16 protein-coding genes and 1 tRNA gene are annotated in these 21,008 nt (G+C 72.0%); 6 read left to right on the forward strand and 11 right to left on the reverse strand.

Annotated elements, in window-relative coordinates; genetic code table 11:
• Nucleotides 1-74 precede the first annotated feature (74 nt).
• The gene (locus tag ACFPIJ_RS05180; RefSeq protein WP_380113449.1) at nt 75-2,366 is read right to left on the reverse strand and encodes a S8 family serine peptidase; all 2,292 of its coding nucleotides are present in this window, start codon (nt 2,364-2,366) and stop codon (nt 75-77) included.
• 130 nt (nt 2,367-2,496) lie between these two features.
• Here ACFPIJ_RS05180 and ACFPIJ_RS05185 point away from each other — a divergent pair, with 130 nt between their 5' ends.
• Nucleotides 2,497-4,089: a phytoene desaturase family protein gene (locus ACFPIJ_RS05185; RefSeq protein WP_380113450.1), complete on the forward strand. Its 1,593-nt coding sequence runs from the start codon at nt 2,497-2,499 to the stop codon at nt 4,087-4,089.
• Here ACFPIJ_RS05185 and ACFPIJ_RS05190 read toward each other — a convergent pair.
• Nucleotides 4,086-4,523, reverse strand: coding sequence for an SRPBCC family protein (locus ACFPIJ_RS05190; RefSeq protein WP_380113451.1), 438 nt, complete (start codon nt 4,521-4,523; stop codon nt 4,086-4,088). The two genes, ACFPIJ_RS05185 and ACFPIJ_RS05190, sit on opposite strands and share 4 nt — an antisense overlap.
• A 9-nt stretch (nt 4,524-4,532) precedes the next feature.
• Here ACFPIJ_RS05190 and ACFPIJ_RS05195 point away from each other — a divergent pair, with 9 nt between their 5' ends.
• On the forward strand, nt 4,533-6,413 hold the full coding sequence (locus ACFPIJ_RS05195; RefSeq protein WP_380113452.1) for a glycerol-3-phosphate dehydrogenase/oxidase: 1,881 nt from the start codon (nt 4,533-4,535) through the stop codon (nt 6,411-6,413).
• 32 nt (nt 6,414-6,445) lie between these two features.
• Here the strand turns inward: ACFPIJ_RS05195 and ACFPIJ_RS05200 are convergent, their stop codons facing one another.
• Entirely contained in the window at nt 6,446-7,927 is a 1,482-nt protein-coding gene (locus tag ACFPIJ_RS05200) for a S8 family serine peptidase (protein ID WP_380113453.1), read from the reverse strand.
• A gap of 223 nt (nt 7,928-8,150) precedes the next feature.
• Here ACFPIJ_RS05200 and ACFPIJ_RS05205 point away from each other — a divergent pair, with 223 nt between their 5' ends.
• Nucleotides 8,151-11,285 carry a diguanylate cyclase gene (locus ACFPIJ_RS05205; protein WP_380113652.1) on the forward strand — a complete coding sequence of 1,045 codons (3,135 nt, stop codon included), beginning with the start codon at nt 8,151-8,153 and terminating at the stop codon, nt 11,283-11,285.
• Nucleotides 11,269-11,880: an HD domain-containing protein gene (locus tag ACFPIJ_RS05210; RefSeq protein WP_380113454.1), complete on the forward strand. Its 612-nt coding sequence runs from the start codon at nt 11,269-11,271 to the stop codon at nt 11,878-11,880. Before ACFPIJ_RS05205 ends, ACFPIJ_RS05210 begins: the two co-directional genes overlap by 17 nt.
• Here ACFPIJ_RS05210 and bfr read toward each other — a convergent pair.
• From bfr to ACFPIJ_RS05225, 3 genes are all read right to left on the reverse strand, one after another.
• Entirely contained in the window at nt 11,855-12,337 is a 483-nt protein-coding gene (bfr, locus tag ACFPIJ_RS05215; protein ID WP_380113455.1) for a bacterioferritin, read from the reverse strand. The genes ACFPIJ_RS05210 and bfr overlap by 26 nt on opposite strands.
• Nucleotides 12,338-12,358: 21 nt before the next feature.
• A complete protein-coding gene (locus ACFPIJ_RS05220) occupies nt 12,359-12,547 on the reverse strand; it encodes a (2Fe-2S)-binding protein (RefSeq protein ID WP_380113456.1) in 189 nt (62 codons plus the stop codon).
• Between the two features lie 72 nt (nt 12,548-12,619).
• The gene (locus tag ACFPIJ_RS05225; RefSeq protein ID WP_380113457.1) at nt 12,620-12,910 is read right to left on the reverse strand and encodes a DUF4031 domain-containing protein; all 291 of its coding nucleotides are present in this window, start codon (nt 12,908-12,910) and stop codon (nt 12,620-12,622) included.
• Nucleotides 12,911-12,929: 19 nt separating this feature from the next.
• Between ACFPIJ_RS05225 and ACFPIJ_RS05230 the strand changes: the two genes are divergently transcribed.
• Entirely contained in the window at nt 12,930-14,333 is a 1,404-nt protein-coding gene (locus ACFPIJ_RS05230; RefSeq protein ID WP_380113458.1) for an FAD-binding oxidoreductase, read from the forward strand.
• A gap of 242 nt (nt 14,334-14,575) precedes the next feature.
• Here the strand turns inward: ACFPIJ_RS05230 and ACFPIJ_RS05235 are convergent, their stop codons facing one another.
• The 4 genes from ACFPIJ_RS05235 to ACFPIJ_RS05250 form a co-directional block, all read right to left on the reverse strand.
• A complete protein-coding gene (locus ACFPIJ_RS05235; protein WP_380113459.1) occupies nt 14,576-15,184 on the reverse strand; it encodes a hypothetical protein in 609 nt (202 codons plus the stop codon).
• Nucleotides 15,185-15,300: 116 nt separating this feature from the next.
• Nucleotides 15,301-15,374 (reverse strand) — tRNA-Pro (locus ACFPIJ_RS05240).
• A 61-nt stretch (nt 15,375-15,435) separates the two neighbouring features.
• On the reverse strand, nt 15,436-16,605 hold the full coding sequence (locus ACFPIJ_RS05245; protein ID WP_380113460.1) for an alpha/beta hydrolase family protein: 1,170 nt from the start codon (nt 16,603-16,605) through the stop codon (nt 15,436-15,438).
• Nucleotides 16,602-17,495: a metallophosphoesterase gene (locus tag ACFPIJ_RS05250; RefSeq protein ID WP_380113461.1), complete on the reverse strand. Its 894-nt coding sequence runs from the start codon at nt 17,493-17,495 to the stop codon at nt 16,602-16,604. Before ACFPIJ_RS05250 ends, ACFPIJ_RS05245 begins: the two co-directional genes overlap by 4 nt.
• Before the next feature lie 124 nt (nt 17,496-17,619).
• On the opposite strand from ACFPIJ_RS05250, the gene ACFPIJ_RS05255 reads away from it, so the two are divergent.
• Nucleotides 17,620-18,078 (forward strand): GatB/YqeY domain-containing protein, encoded by a 459-nt coding sequence (locus ACFPIJ_RS05255; protein WP_380113463.1) that lies wholly within the window; start codon nt 17,620-17,622, stop codon nt 18,076-18,078.
• Nucleotides 18,079-18,156: 78 nt separating this feature from the next.
• On the opposite strand, the gene ACFPIJ_RS05260 is transcribed toward ACFPIJ_RS05255, so the two are convergent.
• Entirely contained in the window at nt 18,157-20,598 is a 2,442-nt protein-coding gene (locus ACFPIJ_RS05260; RefSeq protein ID WP_380113464.1) for a transglycosylase domain-containing protein, read from the reverse strand.
• Nucleotides 20,599-21,008: the final 410 nt, after the last annotated feature.

Consider the following 21,008-nt stretch of genomic DNA (forward strand, 5'->3'; position numbering starts at 1 on the left):
GCTGGGCCTGGGAGGTCGCGCAGTCACTGGATCGGGACGGCGCCGGCTGCTGGGTGGCGGTGAAGTGGCTGGGGTCAGGAGGCCGGCTTGGTGGCGACGGCGGTGGCGGCTGTGACGGCGGCCAAGGCGTCGACGAGGCCGGCGCCCGCGGTGTCTGTGGGGCCGCAGGGGGAGCCGGAGGCGTCGACCGGCTGGGTGGTGCGGAGCAGGAGTTGGCGGGTCTGCTCGATGTGGCCGATGAGAGCGGGGTTGGCGGCCCACATGAGGGCGACGACGCCCGCGACGTGGGGAGTGGCCATGGAGGTGCCGCTCAGGGCGCCGTAGCCGCCGCCGGGCAGGGCGGAGACGATGGCGGAGCCGGGGGCCATGAGGTCGGGCTTGGGCACGTTGCCGGGGGCGGGGCCGCGGCTGGAGAAGGAGGCGACCTTCGAGGTCCTGGTCACGGCGCCGATGGTGAAGGTGGCGGGGTAGTTGGCCGGGGGGTCGGTGACGGTGGCGCAGTCCGGGCCGGTGTTGCCGGCGGCGGCGACGAAGAAGATGCCGGCGGCGGCGAAGACGTCGACGGCCTGCTGCAGGGACCGGGTGTCGCAGCCCTCGACGGCCGGGCAGCCCCACGAGTTGGTGAGGACCTGCGGGGCGCGGTCGGGGCGGCCGGCGTGCATGGGGTCGGTGCCGGCGGGATAGGGGGCGAGCATGAACTGCAGGCAGCTCACGTAGTTGGCCATGCTGCCCAGGTTGCGGGGGAGGTTGGCGCAGGCCACCCACAGCGCGCCGGGCGCGACGCCGACGCCCGCGCCGACCGCGGTGGCGAGGGTGTGGGTGCCGTGGCCGTTGGGGTCCACTGGGACGCTGGTGTGGTCGAGCGGGTCGAGCCAGGAGTCGTCGGCGCCGCGGAACGTGGCCTGCAGCGCGGGGTGGGTGCCGTCGACGCCGGAGTCGGAGCTGCCGACGACGATGCCGCGGCCGGTCGTGAACTGGGACCAGACCTGGTCGGCCTTGATGAGCGTCAGGTTCCACGGCGGGGCGGTGGGGGCCGGCAACGTGCCCTCCTCCTCCGGTCCCGGCGTGACGGGCAGCGGGCGCAGGACCGGGTTGAGCAGGACCCGGTCGACGTCGGCGCGGCCCTCCAGCCACTGGCGGGCGAGCGGGCCGGCGTTCACCTCGATGCCGTTGACCAGGTAGAACGGTGTGAACTTGAGGTCCTTGGCGCGCAGCGCGCCGCGCAGGGAGGCCTGGGAGCGCTCGGCGGTGCCGACCAGCCGCTCATAGGTCAGCCGGATGCGGGTGGTGCGGTCGGGCTCGTCGCGCAGGCCGCTCAGGTCGGCCTGCTCCTTCATGATCACGAAGAGGTGCTCGCCGTGGAGGCCCGGCTGGCCGAGGGCCGTGTAGACGATCGCGCCGCCGGCCGCGACGACGGCCGCGGTGAGCGCGGCGAAGCGGGGCCGCCACGGGTCCCGGCCGGTCGCCGGCACGACGGCGGTCGCCGCCAGCAGCGCCAGGACCAGGCCGGCCAGGGCGCCGATCAGCGCCCAGAACGCGACGTCGTGGAAGCCCAGCAGCAGCGTCGTCTCGTCCGGGTCGACCAGGGCGAGCGGGCCGAACAGGGCGGGCGCCAGCAGGGCCGGGACCGCCGGGCGGCCCCGGCGCGCCAGCGCGGCCACCGCGAATGCCAGCGGCGGGACCGCCACCAGCGCGAGCAACTGCACCGCGGGCTCGCCGACGCCGGCGACGAAGGTGACCAGGCCGACGCCCGCGGTCAGGCCGCCGACCGCGGTGCCGGCCCACGTGTTGCGCAGCGGGCCGCCGAGCGCGGCGAGCGCCGAGACCGGGCGGGCCGCGAGCCAGGCGACCGCCAGCGCGGCGAACGGGGCGACGAGCGTCTCCACCAGACCGCCGAACGCGCCGACCCACAGCCACGGCAGCAGCGCGACCAGCCCGATCGCCAGGGACAGCCACAGCAGCCAGCCGTCGGACCGCTCGGCCCGCCCGCGGACGGCGCGCCACACGGACGCGGCGATCGCGGCGGTCACGGCGAGCGCCGCCAGGTAGACCTCGTGATAGGTGTCGGGGATCAGGCGGAGCGTGCCGAGCAGGCCGCCGAGCAGGGCGGTGATCGCCCACTGCAGGCCGGCGGTCCGGGCGAACGGCAGCGGGGACAGCCGCGCGAGCAGCAGCGCCGGCCCGGCGACGAGGACCGCGACCAGCCAGCCCGCCACCGGCCAGAACCATCGGGGCAGGCCCGATCCGAGCGCCACCAGGCCCTGACCGACCAGCCAGCCCCCGCCGTGGACCGCGACGGTGACCGCCACCGCCCACAGACCGAGGACGATGGTCAATGCCAGCGCCAACCCTCGTGATCGAGCCATGGCCGCACTCTACGACCCGCCTCTGACAGTTTCGGATGAGTCGGCGAGCGGTTCCGGATGCGCCGCCAAACAAACCCCGGATGCGCCGCCAAACAAACCCCGGATGCGCCGGCAGGGCAGACTGAGGGGCATGACGGAGACGGTGGACGCGGTGGTCATCGGTGCCGGGCACAACGGTCTGGTCGCCGCCAACATGCTCGCCGACGCGGGCTGGGACGTCGCCGTCCTGGAGGGCACCGAGCACCTGGGCGGCGCGGTCCGCTCGGCGGAGATCACCGCACCGGGGTTCCTCAGCGACCTGTGCAGCGCGTTCTATCCGCTCAGCGCCGGCTCGCCGCCACTGCGGGCGCTCGACCTGGAGGCGCACGGACTGCGGTGGACGCACGCGCCCGAGGTCGTCGCGCACCTGTTCCCGGACGGGCGGTCCGCCGTGCTCAGCCGTGAACTGGACCTCACCGCGGAGTCGCTCGAGCGGTTCGCGCCGGGTGACGGTCAGCGTTGGCGGGAGGTGTACGCCCAATGGCACCGACTCTCCGCCGACCTGCTCGATTCGCTGCTCACCCCGTTTCCCCCGATCCGGGCGGGCGTGAAGCTGGCCGCGCGGGCGGGGCTCGGCGACGCGTTGCGGCTCGGCCGCAGGTTCCTGGTCCCGGCCGGGGTCCTGGGCGAGGAGCTCTTCCAGGGCGACGGCGCCCGGCTGCTGCTCACCGGCCTGGCCCTGCACACCGACCTGGCCCCGGACGACGCGGCGAGCGGTGGGTTCGGCTGGCTGCTCGCGATGCTCGGCCAGCAGCACGGCTTCCCCGTGCCGGTCGGCGGCGCGCAGCAGATCACCGACGCCCTGGTCCGGCGGCTCGGGTCGAGGGGCACCGTCCGCACCGGCGCGATGGTCGAGCGGGTGATCGTCGCCGGCGGGCGTGCCCTGGGCGTCCGGTGCGCCGACGGCCGGTTCGTCCGCGCCCGGAGGGCGGTCCTGGCCGATGTGCCGGCGCCCACCCTGTACCAAACCTTGATCTTGAAAGATCACCTGCCCGCCCGGCTGTTGCGTGACCTGGAGGGGTTCCGCTGGGACAACGCCACGCTGAAGATCGACTGGGCGCTGTCCAGGCCGGCGCCGTGGCTGTCGTCCGACGTCGCCGGTGCCGGGACGATCCACCTTGGCGCCGACCCGCAGCGCTACGCCGCCGACCTGGCCGTCGGCCGGGCGCCGGAGGACCCGTTCCTGCTCGTCGGGCAGATGACCACGGCCGATCCGACCCGGTCACCGGCCGGGACGGAGACGCTGTGGGCCTACACACACCTGCCGCGCCCCGCGAAGCCCGGCGAGGTCGACGCGGAGATGGTCCGCACGCAGGTCGAACGGGTCGAGGACGCGATGCGCCGGCACGCCCCGGGCTTCGCCGACCTGGTGCTCGCCCGGCACGTCAGCGGGCCCGCCGAGCTGGTCGCGAAGAACCCGAGCCTGGTCGACGGGGCGATCAACGGGGGCACGGCGGCGGCGTACCAGCAGCTCATCTGGCGGCCCGTGACCGGCCTCGGGCGCGCCGACACGCCGGTCGACCGGCTGTTCCTGGCGAGTTCCAGCGCGCACCCGGGCGGCGGGGTGCACGGCGCCGCCGGCGCGAACGCGGCCCGCGCCGCGCTGGCCCGGCACCGCCCGCTGCTCGGCGAGGTCTACGCCGCCGGTGTCGGAAAGGCGATGAACGCCGTCTACAGAGGCTAGGCCCGCCGCTCCGCAAGGTCGGCGAGCCGGGCCAGGGCCTCGGTGTTGCGGTAGTGCAGCAGGATGTCGCCGACCTTGTTGCGCACCCCGATCAGCGGCCCGTCGGTGAACTGCTCCTGCATGCTCACCCGGGTCGCCTGGTCGTCCAGCGGGTCGAGCGTGAGGCGCACCTCCCCGGCGCCGAGCGGCCACAGCTGCACCTTGAGCAGCAGCATCCGGTCCGGCTCGCACTCCAGCGACTCGCTGCGGTCCTTGATCGACATAGGCCACGGGCCGGCCTTGTGATGCAGCCGCGAACCGGGCGACGGCCAGGACGGGTCGACGTCGCGGACGTGCGCGGTGCCGACGACCCAGTCGCTGTACGTCCATCCGTCGGCGAGGACGGCGAAGACCCGGTCGGCGGGCGCGCTGACGATACGTTCGGTGATGGACACGATGATGTGATGCCCAATGACAGGCGCGGCTACCGTAGTGAGGTGCGCCGTGAACCCTCCACGTCCCGATTCGAGGCCAGCCGCCTGTCGCCCGGTCGCCGGGCGCAGGACGTCGCCAGGCTGCGCCGCGAGCGTTTCGACGTCCTGATCATCGGCGGCGGTGTCACCGGCGCCGGAGCGGCGCTGGACGCCGCGTCCCGCGGACTGTCCGTCGCCCTCGTCGAGGCCCGTGACCTGGCCTCGGGGACCTCCAGCCGGTCCTCGAAGCTGATCCACGGCGGGCTGCGATACCTGGAGCAGCTCGAGTTCGGCCTGGTCGCCGAGGCGCTCCAGGAGCGCGGCCTGCTCGCCACCCGGCTCGCCCCGCACCTGGTCCGGCCGGTGCCGATCCTCGTGCCGCTGCCCGCCCACCGTGGCCTGACCGGCGCCGTCCACCGCGTCTGGCAGCGGGCCTATTACGGCGCCGGCGTCGGGCTCTACGACGCGTTCGCCACCGCCGCCCAGCTGCGCGGGTCCGCGCCGCGCGGGATGCCGCTGCACCGGCACCTGTCCCGCGCCGAGACCCACCGGCGCTTCCCGTCGCTGCGCGAGGACGCGATCAGCGGCGCCATCCAGTACTTCGACGGCCAGGTCGACGACGCCCGGCTGGTCGCGACCCTCGCCCGCACCGCCGCCAGCCTCGGCGCGGCGATCGTGCCCAGCGCCCGCGCGGTCGGCCTGCTCCGCGACGCGCGGGAGGTCACCGGGGTGCGGGTCCGCGACCTGGAGTCCCGGGAGGAGTTCGAGGTCCACGCCCGCACGGTCGTCGCCGCCACCGGGGTGTGGATGGACGACATCGCCGGCCTGCTGTCCAACGGCGGCCCCCGCGAGTCGGCGGGGATGCAGGTGCGCGCCAGCAAGGGCGTCCACCTGGTGGTGCCGCGTTCCGCGATCACCGGCGAGGCCGGGCTGATCCTGCGCACCCAGACCTCCGTCCTGTTCGTCATCCCGTGGGGCGGGCACTGGATCATCGGCACCACCGACACCGACTGGCACCTGGACCGCGGGCACCCGGCGGCGTCGGCGACCGACATCTCCTACCTGCTGGGGCAGGTCAACGAGGTGCTGGACCGGCCGCTGTCCACCGACGACATCGAAGGCGTCTACGCCGGCCTGCGCCCGCTGCTGTCCCGCGAGGCCCGCCAGCGGCAGCCGCACAGCCGCGACGAGCAGACCTCGGCGCTGTCCCGCACCCACGCCGTCGTCGAACCGATGCTCGGGCTCATGCTGATCGCGGGCGGCAAGTACACCACCTACCGGGTGATGGCGGCCGACGTCATCGACCGGGTCGCGCACCGCCTGGGCGGCCTGCGCCGGCACGGTGGCCTGGTGCCCGCCTCGCGCACCGCCGACCTGCCGCTGCTCGGCGCCGACGGCTACCACTCGCTGTGGACCAACCGCGCCGACCTGGCCCGCCGGCACGGGATCTCGGTCGGCGTCCTGGAGCACCTGCTGGAGCGGTACGGCTCACTCGCCTTCGACGTGCTGTCCCTGGACCCCGCGCTGCGCCGGCCGTTGCCGGGTGCCCCCGAGTACCTGGCAGCGGAGGTGGCCTACGCCGCCCTCGCCGAGGGTGCCCTGCACCTGGAGGACGTGCTGACCCGCCGGACCCGGATCTCGTTCGAGACCGACCACCGCGGCGCCGCCTCGGCCGCCGAGACGGCGGCGGTCATGGGAGCGGTGCTGGGCTGGGACGCGGCGACCAGGGCCCGGGAGATCGAGCACTACCTGGCCCGGGTGGCGGCGGAGCAGGAGTCGCAGCGCATGCCGGACGACCTGACCGCCGACGCCGCCCGGCTCGGCGTGCCGGACGTGCGCGGCTTCCAATCGGACCGCACCGCCATCGCGTGACGGTGCGGCCGACTGACAAAACGAACGGAAACCTACTTCCACTTCTTCGCGGACCAGGTGCTGGAGCTCCAGTAGTGCCCGCTCCAGTAGTGCCCGGACCAGGCCCCCCCGGACCAGTAGTGCCCGGACCAGGTGTCGTCGTACCAGGCCTCGTCGGCCCAGCTCTCCCCGGACCAGGCCGCCGACGCCCACGTCTTCGACGCCCACGAGGTGCCGGTCCAGGCGTCGCCGGCCATCCGGCGGCCCATCCAGACGCCGCCGTTCCACGCCGTGCCGTTGCGCGTCTCCTGCGCCCAGACCGCCGGGTTGAACCCGCCGAAGATGTCGAACTCGCCGACGAGCTGCTGGTTGTCGTGCACGACGTGGTTGCTGCCGCGGGCGGACTCGAGCGAGCCGACGCCCGCCGACGTGCCGGCGCCCTGGACGGTGGTCGGGGTGGCGGCCTTCACCGCCGCGGCGAGGTTGAGCTCGCCGACGCCGCCGGCCAGGGGCGTCGCGGTGCTCTTCAGCAGGGCCTTGACCTGGTCGGGGGTGAGGGTGGGGCGCTTCTGCAGGAGCAGGGCCAGGCCACCCGAGACCACCGCCGCGGCCTGGGAGCTGCCGCTGCCGCGGAAGAACTTGTCGCCGACACGGGCCCCGGGGTAGTTCTGGTCGAGGTAGGAGCCCGGGTCGCGCAGCGACACGATCTGCTCGCCGGGTGCGAGCAGGTCCAGGTTGCGCGTGGTGCCGCGGGAGTTGAACGTCGACGCGGTGTCGTCGGTGTTGGTGACGGTGTTGTTCACCGCGGCGGAGCCGACGGACAGCACGGACGGGTCGTTGGCCGGGTTGGTGAGCGTGGCGACGGTGCCGGTGTTGCCGCCCGCGGCGACGACGACGATGCCGTTGCGCCAGGCGTTCTCGACCGCGTAGTTCAGCGGGTCGTAGAAGGTGGACTGGGTGCTGTCAGTACCGTAGGCCAGGGTGATGATCCGGATCGGGCTGGCCTTGTCGTCGTTGCGGTGCTGGACGACCCAGTCGATGCCGGCGATCACCTGCGAGACGTCCACGGCGCCGCCGGACGCGCCGACCTTGATCGAGGTCAGCTTCGCCTTGGGGGCGATGCCGCAGAAGCCGGTGGCGGTGTCGTTGCCGACGATGATGCCGGCGAGATGCGTGCCGTGGCCGAACGTGTCGAGGTAGCGCAGGTTGGCCGACTGGGACTCGAACGAGAGGTCCGGGCCGTTGACGATCTGCGCCGCGGGCAGGCCGGACACGTTGACGACGCCGGTGTCGATGAGCGCGACGCCGACCCCGCCGCCGTCGCCGCCGCCGACCTGTGAGGAGTAGGCGTTGCCGAGGTTCGTGGCGGTGAGGCCGGAGCCGCCCGCGTTGGACCAGGCGTCGGCGTGCCACAGCCGGGAACCCTGATCGTGTGCGTAGGCAACCGTCGGTGCTGAAACCGCCGATCCTGCAACAACTGGCGCTATGAGACCGAGCGCTACGGCACCTGCGACGACAGTCCTGTGAGCTGCCACCAGTGCTCCTTCCTGGGGTCCGGCCCGATCGGTACCGGCTCACCAAACATGCAGGACCGTTTACAGATAGTCACGCCCCGGCGACGCAACGGCACCTTCGGTGGCGACGAATGGCCACCGGGTGGACACCGGACGGCCAAAACCCGCTGAACACCTCATCGGCGACCTCGGTAGGCCGATCAGTTTGACAATGAACGTGCAGGGCGGTCCGGCACCGGTGACGATGGATCCAGTCACCGGTGCTCATTCGCGTGCCGCTCTGGACGTCGCTCTGCACGACGTCGCGGGGTGCAGCCTGCTGCTGTTCGACGTCGACCACTTCAAAACGGTCAACGACGCCTTCGGCCACCTCCGCGGCGACCTGCTGCTGCGCCAGCTCGCCGACCGCATCGCCGAGCTCATCCGCACCGACGACGTGCTGTTCCGCTACGGCGGCGACGAGTTCGTGCTGCTGCTGCCGAACACCGGCGCCGACGAGGCGCTGCGCCTCGCGATCCGACTGACGGACGAGATCCGGGCCAGGGAGTTCGCCGGGACCCCGCCGCTGCACCTGTCGATCAGCCTCGGCGTGGCCACCAGCCCCGTCGACGGCACGGACGGCGAGACCCTGATCGCGGCCGCGGACCGGCGCAACTACCTCGCCAAGCGCCGCGGGCGCGGGCAGGCGGTCGGCGACGACGTCGAGGCGTCCGCCGCCGCCGGATCCTCCCGCCTCTGGGAGCGGGACGCGGCGTTGAGCGCCACGCAGGAGTTCCTCACCCGGGTCGCCGCCGGCGGCCACGCCGCCCTGCGGATCGTCGGGCCGCCCGGTGCCGGGCACACGCGGTTCCTCCGTGAGGTCGCACAGATCGCCCGGTTGCGCGGTTTTCCGGCGGTACTGGCGGCAGACCGCGCGCCCGGCTGCATCCTCCTCGTCGACGTCGGCGACCCGCTGCCGGAGCTGGGTGACGCCGCCGCGATCGTCTACGCCACCACGAGCGTGCACGACGACGACCCGCGCCGCACGGGCCTGCGGGAAGCCGTCGTCGAGCTGACCCCCTGGTCCCCGGCGACGCTGCGGATCTGGCTGCGCATCGCGCTCGCCGGCGAACCCAGCACCGCCCTGGTCGACCGCCTCGTCGAGCGCTCCGGTGGGCTGCCGGCCCGGGCCGAGGCCGAGCTCGGGCGGCTCCGGGCGCAGGGCGAGCTGATCGGCTCGGCGGACGGCACCTGGACCGTCAAACCACAGCAGGCCAGACGACGGCGCAGCCGGCTGCCCGTACCCATGACCAGACTTGTCGGAAGGGACCGGGAGACGGCCAAGGTCGCCGCCCTGGTCCGGGACGGGCGCCTGGTCACCCTGGTCGGACCGGGCGGCATCGGCAAGACCCGGCTGTCCCTGGCCGCCGCGACCGTGCTCGCCGACGAATTCCCCGGCGGCGCCGTGTTCGTGCCCCTCGCCGACAGCACCGACGCCGAGCTGATGACCGCCGCCCTGGCCAGGGCGCTGCACGTCAGCGAACTGCCTGACCAGCACCTGTTCGACACCGTCCTGGACCAGCTCACCGACGCCGAGCTGCTGCTGGTGCTGGACAACTTCGAGCAGGTCGTCGACGACGGCGCGGCCCTGGTCAGTGACCTGCTGGCGGCGGCGCCGGGGGTCCGGGCGCTGGTCACCAGCCGGGAGCGGCTGTCGCTCTACGGCGAGCAGGTGTACCAGGTGCCGACGCTCGCCGACTCGCCCGCGGTGACGTTGTTCGAGCAGCGGGCCCGGGCCGTCGACGCCGACTTCGAGATCACCATCGACACGGCGCTGCCGGTCGCGGCGCTGTGCCGCCGCCTCGACGGCCTGCCCCTCGCGATCGAGCTGGCCGCCGCCCGCATCGACCGGTGGACCCCGGACGAGCTGCTCAACCACCTCACCGAGCACCTCGACCGGGACCTCGACTCGCTCGGCGGCGCCGGACCGCGGGACCTGCCGGCCCGCCAGCAGACCCTCCGCGGGGCGATCGACTGGAGCTTCGTCCTGCTCGACGCCGAGGAGCAGCGGCTGCTGACGGAGCTGTCGGTGTTCGCCGGCGGCTGGACGGCCGCGGCGGGGCTCGCGGTGACCCTGCCCGGCGGCGACCTGGACCTGCTGGTGAAGCGGCTGTCGGCGCTCGTCGACAAGCACCTCGTGGTCCGCGACGAGGACGACGGGCGATACCGCCTGCTGTCGACGATCCGCTCCTACGCCCGGCACCGGCTCGGCGACGCGGTCGAGCCCCTCGACCGGCACGCGGACTTCTACGCGGCGTTCGCGGAGGCGTCGGCGGTCGGGCTGTCCGGCCCGGAGCAGGTCGAGTGGACCGGCCGGATCGAGACGGACTACCAGAACGTCCGGGCCGCCTTCGCCCACGCCGATGTCGCCACCAAGACGCGGATCTGCCTGGGACTGTGGCGGTACTGGCGCAACGGCGCCCACATCAACGAGGGCCGGGACTGGCTCTCGGCACTGCTGTCCGCCCCCGGACTGGAGGACGGCGCCCTCGCCCGGCTGCTGCACGCCGCCGCGATCCTCGCCGCGACCCAGGACGAGCACGAGGAGGCGCTGCGCTTCGGCGCCTCGGCCCTGGAGAAGGCGACGGCGGCCGGCGACCGCGCGACGGTCGGCCACGCGCACAACGCGATGGGGATCGCGGCGATCGGCGGCGGCGACCACGCGGCCGCCACCGGGCACTTCGGGCACAGCCTGGCGATCTGGCGGGAGCTGGACGTGCCGCAGGGCGTTGCCGCGTCGCTCGGCAACCTCAGCAAGGTGTCACTGTCGCAGGGCGAGATCGCCGGGGCCGAGCGGTACGCCACCGAATGCCTGGCACTGGAGCGCGCCGCCGGCAACACGCGGGGCATCCAGCTCGCCCTGGAGTGCCTCGGCCAGATCATGCTCGCCCGGGGCGACGTCGCCGCGGCCCGCGAGGCGCTCGACGAGAGCCTCACGCTCAGCCGGCAGATCGGCGACGCGTTCGGCGCCGCGATGGCCCAGCACCAGCTGGGTCTCGCCGCCCGTCTGGAAGGCGACCGGGTCGAGGCGCTGCGGCTGCTGGTGACCGCGCTCACCACCCGGCACGAGGTCGGCGACCGGCTCGACCTGGCGATCTCCCTGGACGTGGTCGCGGCGCTGGTCGCGGCCGACGACCCGGCGCACGCGGCGCGGCTGATCGGCGCGGCGGACGGACTGCGGGCCAGGCACCGGCTGGCCGAACCACCGGACGCGCAGACGTTGCGCGCGGTGACCCTGCCGCTGCTGCTGGACCATCAGCGGGACCGGGCGGCGGGCCGGGCGGTGAGCATCGAGCACATCGTCGAGGCCCTACAGTCGTCCTATGGTGTCGTTGGTTGACTGGCAGCGCCTGTTTCCCGCGGACTCTCTGATCGGGGCCGATCTGATCGTGCGGTGGTCCGAGCCGCACCGGCGATATCACACCCTCGATCACCTGACGGTCATGCTGGGCGTGATCGACGAGCACGCCGAGGTCGCCGACGACCCGCTCGCGGTCCGGCTGGCGGCGTGGTTCCACGACGCGATCTACGAGCCGAACACGGCCGACAACGAGGAACGCAGCGCGGTCCTGGCGATTTCCGTGCTGCCCGGGTTGGGGGTTCCGGCCGACCGGGTGGCCGAGGTGGCCCGGCTCGTGCGCCTGACGGCGGGGCACGCGGTCGAGCCCGGCGACCGCAACGGCGCGCTGCTCGCGGACGCGGATCTCGCGATTCTCGCCGCGCCGCCGGCGGACTATGCCCGGTACGCGGCGGCGGTGCGCGAGGAGTACGCCGCCGTGCCCGAGGACGCCTTCCGGGCCGGACGGGCGCAGATCCTCGGGACCTTCCTGGCCGAGCCGGACCTGTTCCGGGCGGTGCCGGCGCGGGCGGAGTGGACCGCCCGCGCGCACGACAACCTGCGGACCGAGATCACGACGCTTCTGGGTGCTCCGTGACGTTCTGCAGGTACAGCGGCTCACCGAGCTTCTCGATGAGACCCAGCTGCGTCTCGAGGTAGTCGACGTGGTGCTCCTCGTCCTCGAGGATCGACTCGAAGATGTTGGCGGACGTGACGTCGCCGATCGAGCGCATGTACTCGATGCCGCGGTGCAGCCGGTCGACGGCCTCGACCTCGACCTGCATGTCGCACTTGAACTGCTCCGGGACGGTCTCGCCGATGCGGATCGGGAAGAGCCGCTGGTAGTTGGGCAGACCCTCCAGGAACAGGATCCGGTCGGTCAGCACCTCGGCGTGCTTCATCTCGTCGATCGACTCGTGCCGGGTGTATTTGGCCAGGACCGTATATCCCCAGTTCTCCTGCATCTTCGCGTGTAGGAAGTACTGGTTGATCGCCGTGAGCTCGGCGGTCAGCTGTTCGTTGAGAAATTCAATGACTCGTGCATCCCCCTGCATGTGGGCAGGGTAGCCGCTTTTCTAGGCCAAAGCGGGCAATACCGCATTAGGCACCTCGGCTTCAATCAGGTCAGCCACCCGATCGAGGCATGTGCCGCACCCGGTGCCGGCGCCACACTCGTCACCGACGGCGTCCTCGGAGTGCGCGCCGGCGCGGATGACCCGCCGGATCTCGCACTCCCGTACCCGGGCGCAGATGCAGACATACACGTTTGTGCTCCTCGCTTAGCCTTACCTAAGCAAGGGTCGCCTAAGTTACCTCTGAAAACAACCCCTGAGCAGCTATTTCACAGCCCTGGATGGGCGCGCTGATTCGGACAAATGACGTGGTCGGCGCAGGCCGGCAGCTTTCAGGCGCGCCACGATCTCCTTGCCGGTCACCAGGCTCGCACCCAGCCAGATGGCGGTCTGCACCCGATGCGCCGGCACGTCGTAGTGATCCCGCTCGAACGCGCGCCGCGGCACGCCCAGCAACTCCGCGAACACGTGCAGCTCTGTCACCGAGACGTCGCTGATCAGATGGGACCAGAGGCGGCCGTGCGCCGGCCACCGCGGCGTGTCGATGTAGAGCACGCCTACTAGCCTGCCAAACATGGATCTCAACTCGGATCTCATTCATGAGCTGCGCGCCGCGCTGCCCCACGAGGGCGGTGTGCTCACCGACCCGGACCTTTTGGTTTCGTATGAGCACGACGAGGCCGACCTCTGCGCGTACGGCACCCCCGCGGTCGTCGTGCGCCCCCGCACCACCGGCCAGGTCTCCGCCGTGCTCCGCGCCGCGAGCCGGTTCCGCGTCCCCGTCATCCCACAGGGCGCCCGCTCCGGCCTGGCCGGCGGCGCCAACGCCATCGACGGTGCGATCGTGCTGTCCCTGGTCGCCATGAACGAGATCGTCGACATCGACGCGGCCAACCGCATCGCCGTCGTCCAGCCCGGTGTCGTCAACGCCCAGCTGCGCCGCGCGGTGGCCGCCAAGGGCCTCTACTATCCGCCCGACCCCGGCTCCTGGGAGCAGTCGACCATCGGCGGCAACGTCTCCACCGACGCCGGCGGCATGTGCTGCGTCAAGTACGGCGTCACCAGCGACCACGTCATCGGCCTGGAGGTCGTCCTCGCCAGCGGCGAGGTCCTCAACTGCGGCCGCCGCACCGCGAAGGGCGTCGCCGGCTACGACCTGACCAGCCTCTTCGTCGGCTCCGAAGGCACGCTCGGCGTCATCACCGAGATCACGGTCAAGCTGCGCCCCGCGCCGGCCTCCTCCCTCACCCTCGTCGCCGTCTTCGACACGCTCCCCGCGGCGGGCGCCGCGGTCGAGTCGATCATCACGGCCGGCATGCAGCCGAGCATGCTCGAGGTCATCGACCGGGTCACCCTCAGCGCCATCGAGGCGTTCCGCCCCATGGGCCTGCCCACGACCGCCGCCGCCCTCCTCATCGCCGCCGTCGACTCCGGCACCAGGGCACCGGACGACCTCGCCGCGATCGCCGCCCTCTGCCGGCAGGCCCAGGCCGCCGACATCCACGTCGCCACCGACGCCACCGAGGCCGATGCGCTGCTCACCGCCCGGCGCCTGGCCCACCCCGCGATGGAGCAGTTCGCCGCGCAGCTCTTCCCCGCCGGCGGCGGCATCATGGTCGACGACGTCGCGGTGCCCCGCACCCGCCTGGTCGAGCTCATCGAAGGCATCGAGGGCATCGCCTCCGCCCATGGCGTCGTGGTCGCCACCGTCGGCCACGCCGGCGACGGCAACCTCCACCCGATCATCGTCATCGACCGCTCCGACCCCACCAGCCTGGCCCGGGGTCAGAAGGTCTTCGACGCCATCATGTCCCTCGGCCTGTCCCTCGGCGGCACGTCCACCGGCGAACACGGGGTCGGCCTGCTCAAACGCGACTGGCTGGCGCGCGAGATCGGCCCCACCGGGCTGAAGGCGCACCGCTCGATCAAGGCCGCCTTCGACCCCGACAACATCCTCAACCCCGGCAAAATCTTCTGAAGCTGTCCTGTTACCCGCCGGTGGCTTCGCCATAGCTCGCTGCCCCACCGCTTCGCGGCGGGTCCCGCCGGGGGATTCTCACCCCGGACCCCCAATGCTCGCTGCGCTCGCACAGCCGCGCGTTCCGCGCTGGCTGGGATGGCGCATACGCGCCCGTCCCGTGGCCGGCCGCCGTCTCCCGCGTCGCGTCCCGCGATCCTGCGGCCCGCCGGGTCCGGTGGCCGGCAAGCGTCGTTTGCCGGCTACGACGAGTTGTTGGTCCAGGTGTACCAGCCGCCGCCCAAGTGGTGGAACGACGGCCGCACCAGCCAGCCGGTGTTGAGTTCTGCGGTTGGGCCGCCGGGCAGGTAGGCGAAGCCGGCGAGGTCGAGGAAGGTGCCTTGATCTTCGAGGAAGATCGCGCCGCCGGGCACCCAGGAGGCGCCTTCGATGATGTAGCTGCCCAGATAGCGAGGCACGGTGAAATCCTGCTGCGCACTGCCCGGTGGTGGAATCGGGTGTCCGGCAATGACGGCGGCGAACGCGTCCCGGTTGGCCGCCCACCGCAGCTTCAGCGGTGTGCCGGTGCAGAACAGGACCATGGTCAGCCCGCCGACGACCGGTCCGACCAGGAACCATCTCCGCCACCTGCCGGTGGCACCGGCGACGTAGAGGATCAAGGCGAGCCAGCCGCAGGCGACGACCACGGATGCGAAGCCGCTGACCACCAGCAGTGAGACGTGCCAGCCCGGGTAGCTCGAGGACCAGAGCACGGCACCTGCCACCGCAACGACGACCAGGTGGAATGCGCAGATCCACGAGGCCCGGATCAACCGCCAGCCAGGTCCATCCAGCGCGGTGTCGGCCGACATGGTGACATCCTGCACCTCGATCGGGCTCGGACTGCGGGCGTGCACTGAATCTTCACACCGGTCCCAGAGACGGAGCAGGGCCGGTCTTCCGTGTGGAAGACCGGCCCTGGACGCTGTCGGGGTAGCCGGATTTGAACCGACGGCCTCTTCGTCCCGAACGAAGCGCGCTACCAAGCTGCGCTATACCCCGAGCGTGCCGGGTAATCGTAGCCCACGCCCGGCAGCGCTCCAACTCGGCATCCCCTGTGGCGTCAGAGGGACTTGAGGAAGGTGCTCACCGTCGACTCGTAGGCGGCGGGATCGAGGTTCCAGCTGCGGCAGTGGCCGCCCTCACGGGTCTCGACGAGCTGGATGGACGGCGAGGTCGCGGCCAGGGCGACGGTCGGCTGCGGGGCGACGGTGCGGTCGTCGTGGTCGACGTAGAGCAGGGTCGGCACGTCGAGGGCGACGTCGCGGTAGTCGAGGTCCGCGGCGCGCACGCCGAGGCGGTGCTGGATCAGCTTGAGAGCGGTCCAGGTCCACAGGGGCGGCACGTTGAGCTGGCGGGCGTTCATCCGCAGGGTCGCGGACCAGTCGACGACGGGGCAGTCCAGGACGATGCCGCTGACGAAGCCGCCGTGGTCCCAAGAGCGCATGAGGTTGAGGATCGCGGCGCCGCCCATGGACCAGCCGACCAGGATGACCTGGCGGGCGCCGGCGGCCCGGGCGTAGTCGACGGCGGACAGGACGTCGCGCCATTCGGTGTGGCCGAGGTGGAAGCGGGCGTCGGGGCTGGGGAACGCCTCGGGGTCGTTGCGGTAGGTGACGACGAGGGTGTTGTGACCGGACGCGGCGAGGGTGGGCAGGATGCGCAGGGCCTCGCCGCGGGGCGCCCCCCGGCCGTGGACGGCGATGATCCAGGTGTCGTCGGCGGGGCCGCTGGTCGGCGGGACGAGCCACGCCGGGCAGTCGCCGAGCTCGGCGGGGACGAGCACCTCCTCGAAGGGCAGGCCCCGGGCGGACAGCGGGTCGCCTTCGAAGACATACCCGGTGGTGTACCCCTTGAGCCCGCTCGTCAGCGTGCCGCGGGTGAGGCTGGCGATCTCGCGGGTCACGCTCGTGCGGTCCGTGGCGATGACTGGGCCGAGGACGGCGTGACCCGAGGGCCACACGAAGGCGAGCGGCATCGAGCGGGCCGTGTCGGGGGTGCGGGTCAGGGTGACCCGGTTGCCGGCGTGGGCGCGGACCCGCACCGGATAGGCCCGCATGGCGTTGGCGTTGAGGACCTGCCCGGCGAGGAACCAACCGGCGCCCGCGGTGCCGGTCGGCAGCAGCACGGCGAGCCCGGCGGCGCCGGCCACCCCCGCGTACGCGGCCCGGCGCGGCCACTTCCGGGCGGTCGCGGGTGGTGCCAACGCCGCAGGAGCAGACGCGGCGGTCATCGCGGGACGAGGGTCAGGATCGACGCCTCCGGCGGGCAGGCGAACCGGACCGGCGCGGTCGGGTGGGTGCCGAGGCCCGCGGAGACGTGCAGGAACGCCGAGGAGAACGGCCAGCGGTGCAGCCCCTTCGCCATGCGCCGGTCGAGGCCGCAGTTGGTGACCAGGGCCCCGAAGAACGGCAGCGCGACCTGGCCGCCGTGGGTGTGGCCGGCCAGCAGCAGGTCGAAGCCGTCGTCGGCCATGCGGTCCAGGACCTTTGGCTCGGGGGAGTGGGTGAGGCCGATGCGCACGTCGACGTCGGCCGAGGCCGGGCCGGCGACGCTGTCGTAGTCGTCGCGGCCGACGTGCGGGTCGTCGACGCCGACCAGCTCGACCGTGCGGCCGCCGGCCTTGACCGTGGTGCGGGCGTTGTTGAGGTCGGCCCAGCCGGAGCCGGTGAGCACGTCGCGCAGCTCCTCGGTGGGCAGGACGGCACCCTGCACGTAGGGCTTGTCGCGGTTGAAATACCCGAACGGGTTCTTCAGCACGGGTCCGCGGTAGTCGTTGCTGCCGAACACGAAGGCGCCGGGGCGGTCCAGCAGCGGCGTCAGCGCCCGCACGACGGCCGGCACCGCGTCCACGTGGGCCATGTTGTCGCCGGTGACGACGACGAGGTCCGGGTCGGTGCCGGCGAGCTCCGCGATCCAGCGCTGCTTGCGGTGCTGGCCCGGGGTGAGATGGAAGTCGCTGAGGTGCAGGATCCGCAGCGGCTCGGCGTCGGGGGCGAGCACCGGCACGTCGAACCTGCGCAGGGTGAACATGTTGCGCTCGACGAGCGAGGCGTAGGCAAACGCGGCAGCACCGGCCGCGGCGGTACCGGCAGCGAGTCGCCGGACAGTCTTCGAGCGCATGAGCAAAGCGTACCGGGATGGCTGTTTCCAGCTCCCCTGGCTGCGCCCGAGGTTCCGTGGGGGTTCCCACTCGAGCCTTCCCGCCTTCTACAACCGAATATGACCAAAGTCCCGCAGATAGACTTTGTTCATGTTGAAGGAGCGTCTGGAGTCCGACTTGCGCGAGGCGATGAAGGCCCGCGACGAGTTGGTGACCTCGACCCTGCGGATGGCGATCACCGCGGTGCGCAACGCCGAGGTCGCCGGCAAGGCCGCCCGCGAGCTGTCCGACGAGGAGATCCTCTCGGTGCTCACCAAGGAGGCGAAGAAGCGGCGTGAGGCCGCCGAGGCGTTCGCCGGTGCCGGGCGGGAGGCCCAGGCGGCGAAGGAGCGCGCCGAGGAGGAGGTGCTCGCCGGTTACCTGCCGGCCCAGCTCTCCGACGAGGAGGTCGCCGGCATCGTCCGCGACGCGCTCGCCGCGGCCGGCCTGAGCGGGATGGGGAGCATGGGGCAGGCGATGAAGGCCGCGCAGGCCGCCGTCGCCGGCCGGGCCGAGGGGGGCCGGGTGGCCGCCGCGGTCCGCGCCCAGCTGGCGAAGGGCTGACCACCGGAAACCCTCAGCCGAAGACCACAGCGGCCGCCCCGGACATCCGGGGCCGCCGCTTTCGTTGTGTGGTGCGGGTCAGCAGACCCAGGGCAGCGGGCAGTCCGCGTCGTCGCGGATGCCGTCGCCGGTGCCCGGGTCATTGCCCAGGTACGGCGGCGCCGGTGCGCCCGGGCCCTTGCTGATGATCAGCGCGACCGGCCCGCCCTTGACCGTGGCGCCGCCCGGCTCGGTCCGGGCGACCGTGCCCGCCGGGCAGTCCGAGGCGACCTGGGTGCCGGAGACCGTCACGCTGAACCCGGCCCGGCTGATCCGGCTGCGGGCCTGGTCGACCGGCGCGCACTTGACGGACGGGATCTCCACCAGCTTGCCCATCGACTTGTCCTTGGTGGGCGCGACGAACGGCACCACCGGCTTGCCCGCCAGGCCGTCCTTGAGCGTGCCCAGGGTGGCGTAGTTGATCTGCGGGTGCTTCATGTCCTTGTTCGTCTCGGGCCAGTCCGGGTCGGTGAGGAAGCCACTGACGGCGAGCTGCTTGGTCATCGCGACGAACGTGGCGCTCTTCTCCGAGTCGGTGGTGCCGGACTTGCCGGCGAGGGGGCGGCCGACGTACTTGCGGGCGTATCCCGCGGTCGCGCCGGCGCACTTGCCGCTGGCGGACTGGTCGCCGACCGGGCAGCGGGCCATGTCGACGGCCGCGCGCGCGACCTCCTTGTCGACGACCTGCTTGCACTTCGGGTCGAGCCCCTCGACCTTCTTGCCGCTGTTGTCGCGGACCTCGAGGATCGGGGTCGGCTCGCAGTACAGGCCGTCCGCGGCGAGCGTGCCGTAGGCGTTGGCCAGCTGCAGCGGCGTGGTCGCGCTGACGCCGAGGGTGAAGGCGCCCCAGCCCTTCGGGTTGGCGGCCAGGTCGGCGTCGCCCTTCGCGTTGAACTGGATGCCGAGCCGCTTCGCCACGTCGACGACCTTGTCCGCGCCGACCTGCTGCTCCAGCGGCACGAAGAACGTGTTGATGGAGCTGCCGAACGCGGTCCACATGTTGTAGGGACCGGACTGGCCGCCGGCGTTCTTCGGGCAGTACCAGGGGCCGTTGCAGGCCGCCGGGCTGCCAGGCTCGATCTTGAAGGTCGACTGGAACTGCTTCTCGGTGTTGATCGTCGTCGCGAGGGGCAGGCCCGCCTCCAGCGCCGCCACCGCGGTGAACATCTTGAACGTCGACCCGGCCTGATACCCGGGGATGTCCGAGTCACCGGTGATGATCGGCACCGTGGTGTTGGGGTAGTTGCCCTTCTGCCCCTTCTTGTCAGGGTTGGTGTTGGGCCCGTTCTTGCTGTTGTCGTTGCTGAACGTGCGGTTGGTCGCGATCGCGGTGACCCGCCCGGTGCCCGGCTCGACCGCGGCGAGCATGACCGCGTTCTGGTTGCCGATCCGGATCTTCTCGTTCTTGCCGACGTTCGGCTGGTCCTGGGCGTACTTGGCGGCGGCGGTCTGGGTGTTGACGTCGAGCGAGGAGATCACCGTGTAGCCGCCGGCGCGGAGCCGGTTGGCGCGCTGGTACTGGTCCTCACCGAAGATCTTCTGGTCCATCCACCAGCGGCGCAGGTAGTCGCAGTAGAAGCCGGCGCCCAGCTCGACCTTCTGGATCGACTCGCAGCCCTCGGGGGTGCGCTTGCCGATGATGTTCAGCTTCACGGCGGCGGCCGCGTCGGCCTCCGGCTGCTTGATGTAGCCCATCGCGACCATCTGGTTCAGCACGTACTTCTGCCGGTCCAGGGCGCGGGGCAGGCCCTCGGCGGTCGCCGGGTCGCTCGTGCCGGGCGCCTTGACCAGGCCGGCGATGAGCGCGGCCTCGGGCAGCGTCAGGTCCTTGGGGTCCTTGTCGAAGTAGACGTGCGACGCGGCGAAGACGCCGTAGGCGCCGTGACCGTACGCGGCGATGTTGAGATACCGCTCCAGGATCTGGTCCTTGTTGAGCTTCTTCTCCAGGTCGATCGCGTACTTCATCTCGCGCAGCTTGCGCGTCGGCGTCTTGTCGGTGGCGTCCACGACGTCCTGCGGCGTCTTCGCCGAGTAGGAGATCGCCTGGCGCACGTACTGCATCGTCAGCGTCGAGGCGCCCTGCTCGGTCTGGCCGCCGGCGTTCTGGTTGGCCACGAACGCGCGGGCCACACCCTTCACGTCGACACCGCGGTGCTCATAGAAGCGGTTGTCCTCCGCGGCGACGATCGCCTTGCGCATGACGTCCGCGACATCGGTCAGCGGGACGTCGCGCCGGTTCTCGTCATACATCATCGCCAGCAGGGTCTTGCCGTCGGATGCGTAGACATAGCTGATCTGCGGCGACGGAAGCACGTCGATGTCGGTCGGCAGATTCTCGAACGTGTCGGCGCCGGCCTTCGCGGCGAGGCCCGACATGGCCACCGCGGGGAATGCGGCGGCAGCGACCACCAAGCCCGCGAGCAGCCCACACAGCAGGAGTGATGCTGCATTGGGCAGCAGGCCGTGTTCGCGTTTGCGCATCCAGGTCACTTCCTCAGACTACGGGACGGCGTCATGAGGCCGCGTCCAGATGGTGGCGGCCTCGTTGTCCTAGACGCGTGACACCGGGCGTGAGGTTGACCCGTAGCCGAGTCTGATACACGGATCACGGGGGTGCAGGCATTTTGGGCAAATCACACCCGGTCGTGACGCTGCGGTACCACGCTCCACCCTTTGGTGGATCGCCAAAGTGGCGGTTAACCTGGTGCAACAACGTTGCGTAACTGGATGACTACAGAGCATGATGTTCCGGAAAGCTCCTCTCGGGGTTCCCGTGGCCGGGGACCCTGCCGTCGCGCCGGGTAGCCCGGCGAACAGCATCCAAATGCCATGGGGGGACGTGGTTTGGGTGCTATTCGCTGGGGCAAGCACGGCGGATGGACCCGGGGGGA

Source organism: Dactylosporangium cerinum (genome assembly GCF_042653625.1).
Lineage (GTDB): Bacteria > Actinomycetota > Actinomycetes > Mycobacteriales > Micromonosporaceae > Dactylosporangium > Dactylosporangium cerinum.

Bases quoted from the DNA above. Each gene is read 5' to 3' on its own strand.
- ACFPIJ_RS05180 (WP_380113449.1), bottom strand. From the start codon at position 2,366: ATGGCTCGATCACGAGGGTTGGCGCTGGCATTGACCATCGTCCTCGGT.
- ACFPIJ_RS05185 (WP_380113450.1), top strand. From the start codon at position 2,497: ATGACGGAGACGGTGGACGCGGTGGTCATCGGTGCCGGGCACAACGGT.
- ACFPIJ_RS05195 (WP_380113452.1), top strand. From the start codon at position 4,533: ATGCCCAATGACAGGCGCGGCTACCGTAGTGAGGTGCGCCGTGAACCC.
- ACFPIJ_RS05205 (WP_380113652.1), top strand. From the start codon at position 8,151: ATGGATCCAGTCACCGGTGCTCATTCGCGTGCCGCTCTGGACGTCGCT.
- ACFPIJ_RS05210 (WP_380113454.1), top strand. From the start codon at position 11,269: ATGGTGTCGTTGGTTGACTGGCAGCGCCTGTTTCCCGCGGACTCTCTG.
- bfr (WP_380113455.1), bottom strand. From the start codon at position 12,337: ATGCAGGGGGATGCACGAGTCATTGAATTTCTCAACGAACAGCTGACC.
- ACFPIJ_RS05230 (WP_380113458.1), top strand. From the start codon at position 12,930: ATGGATCTCAACTCGGATCTCATTCATGAGCTGCGCGCCGCGCTGCCC.
- ACFPIJ_RS05235 (WP_380113459.1), bottom strand. From the start codon at position 15,184: ATGTCGGCCGACACCGCGCTGGATGGACCTGGCTGGCGGTTGATCCGG.
- ACFPIJ_RS05245 (WP_380113460.1), bottom strand. From the start codon at position 16,605: ATGACCGCCGCGTCTGCTCCTGCGGCGTTGGCACCACCCGCGACCGCC.
- ACFPIJ_RS05250 (WP_380113461.1), bottom strand. From the start codon at position 17,495: ATGCGCTCGAAGACTGTCCGGCGACTCGCTGCCGGTACCGCCGCGGCC.
- ACFPIJ_RS05260 (WP_380113464.1), bottom strand. From the start codon at position 20,598: ATGCGCAAACGCGAACACGGCCTGCTGCCCAATGCAGCATCACTCCTG.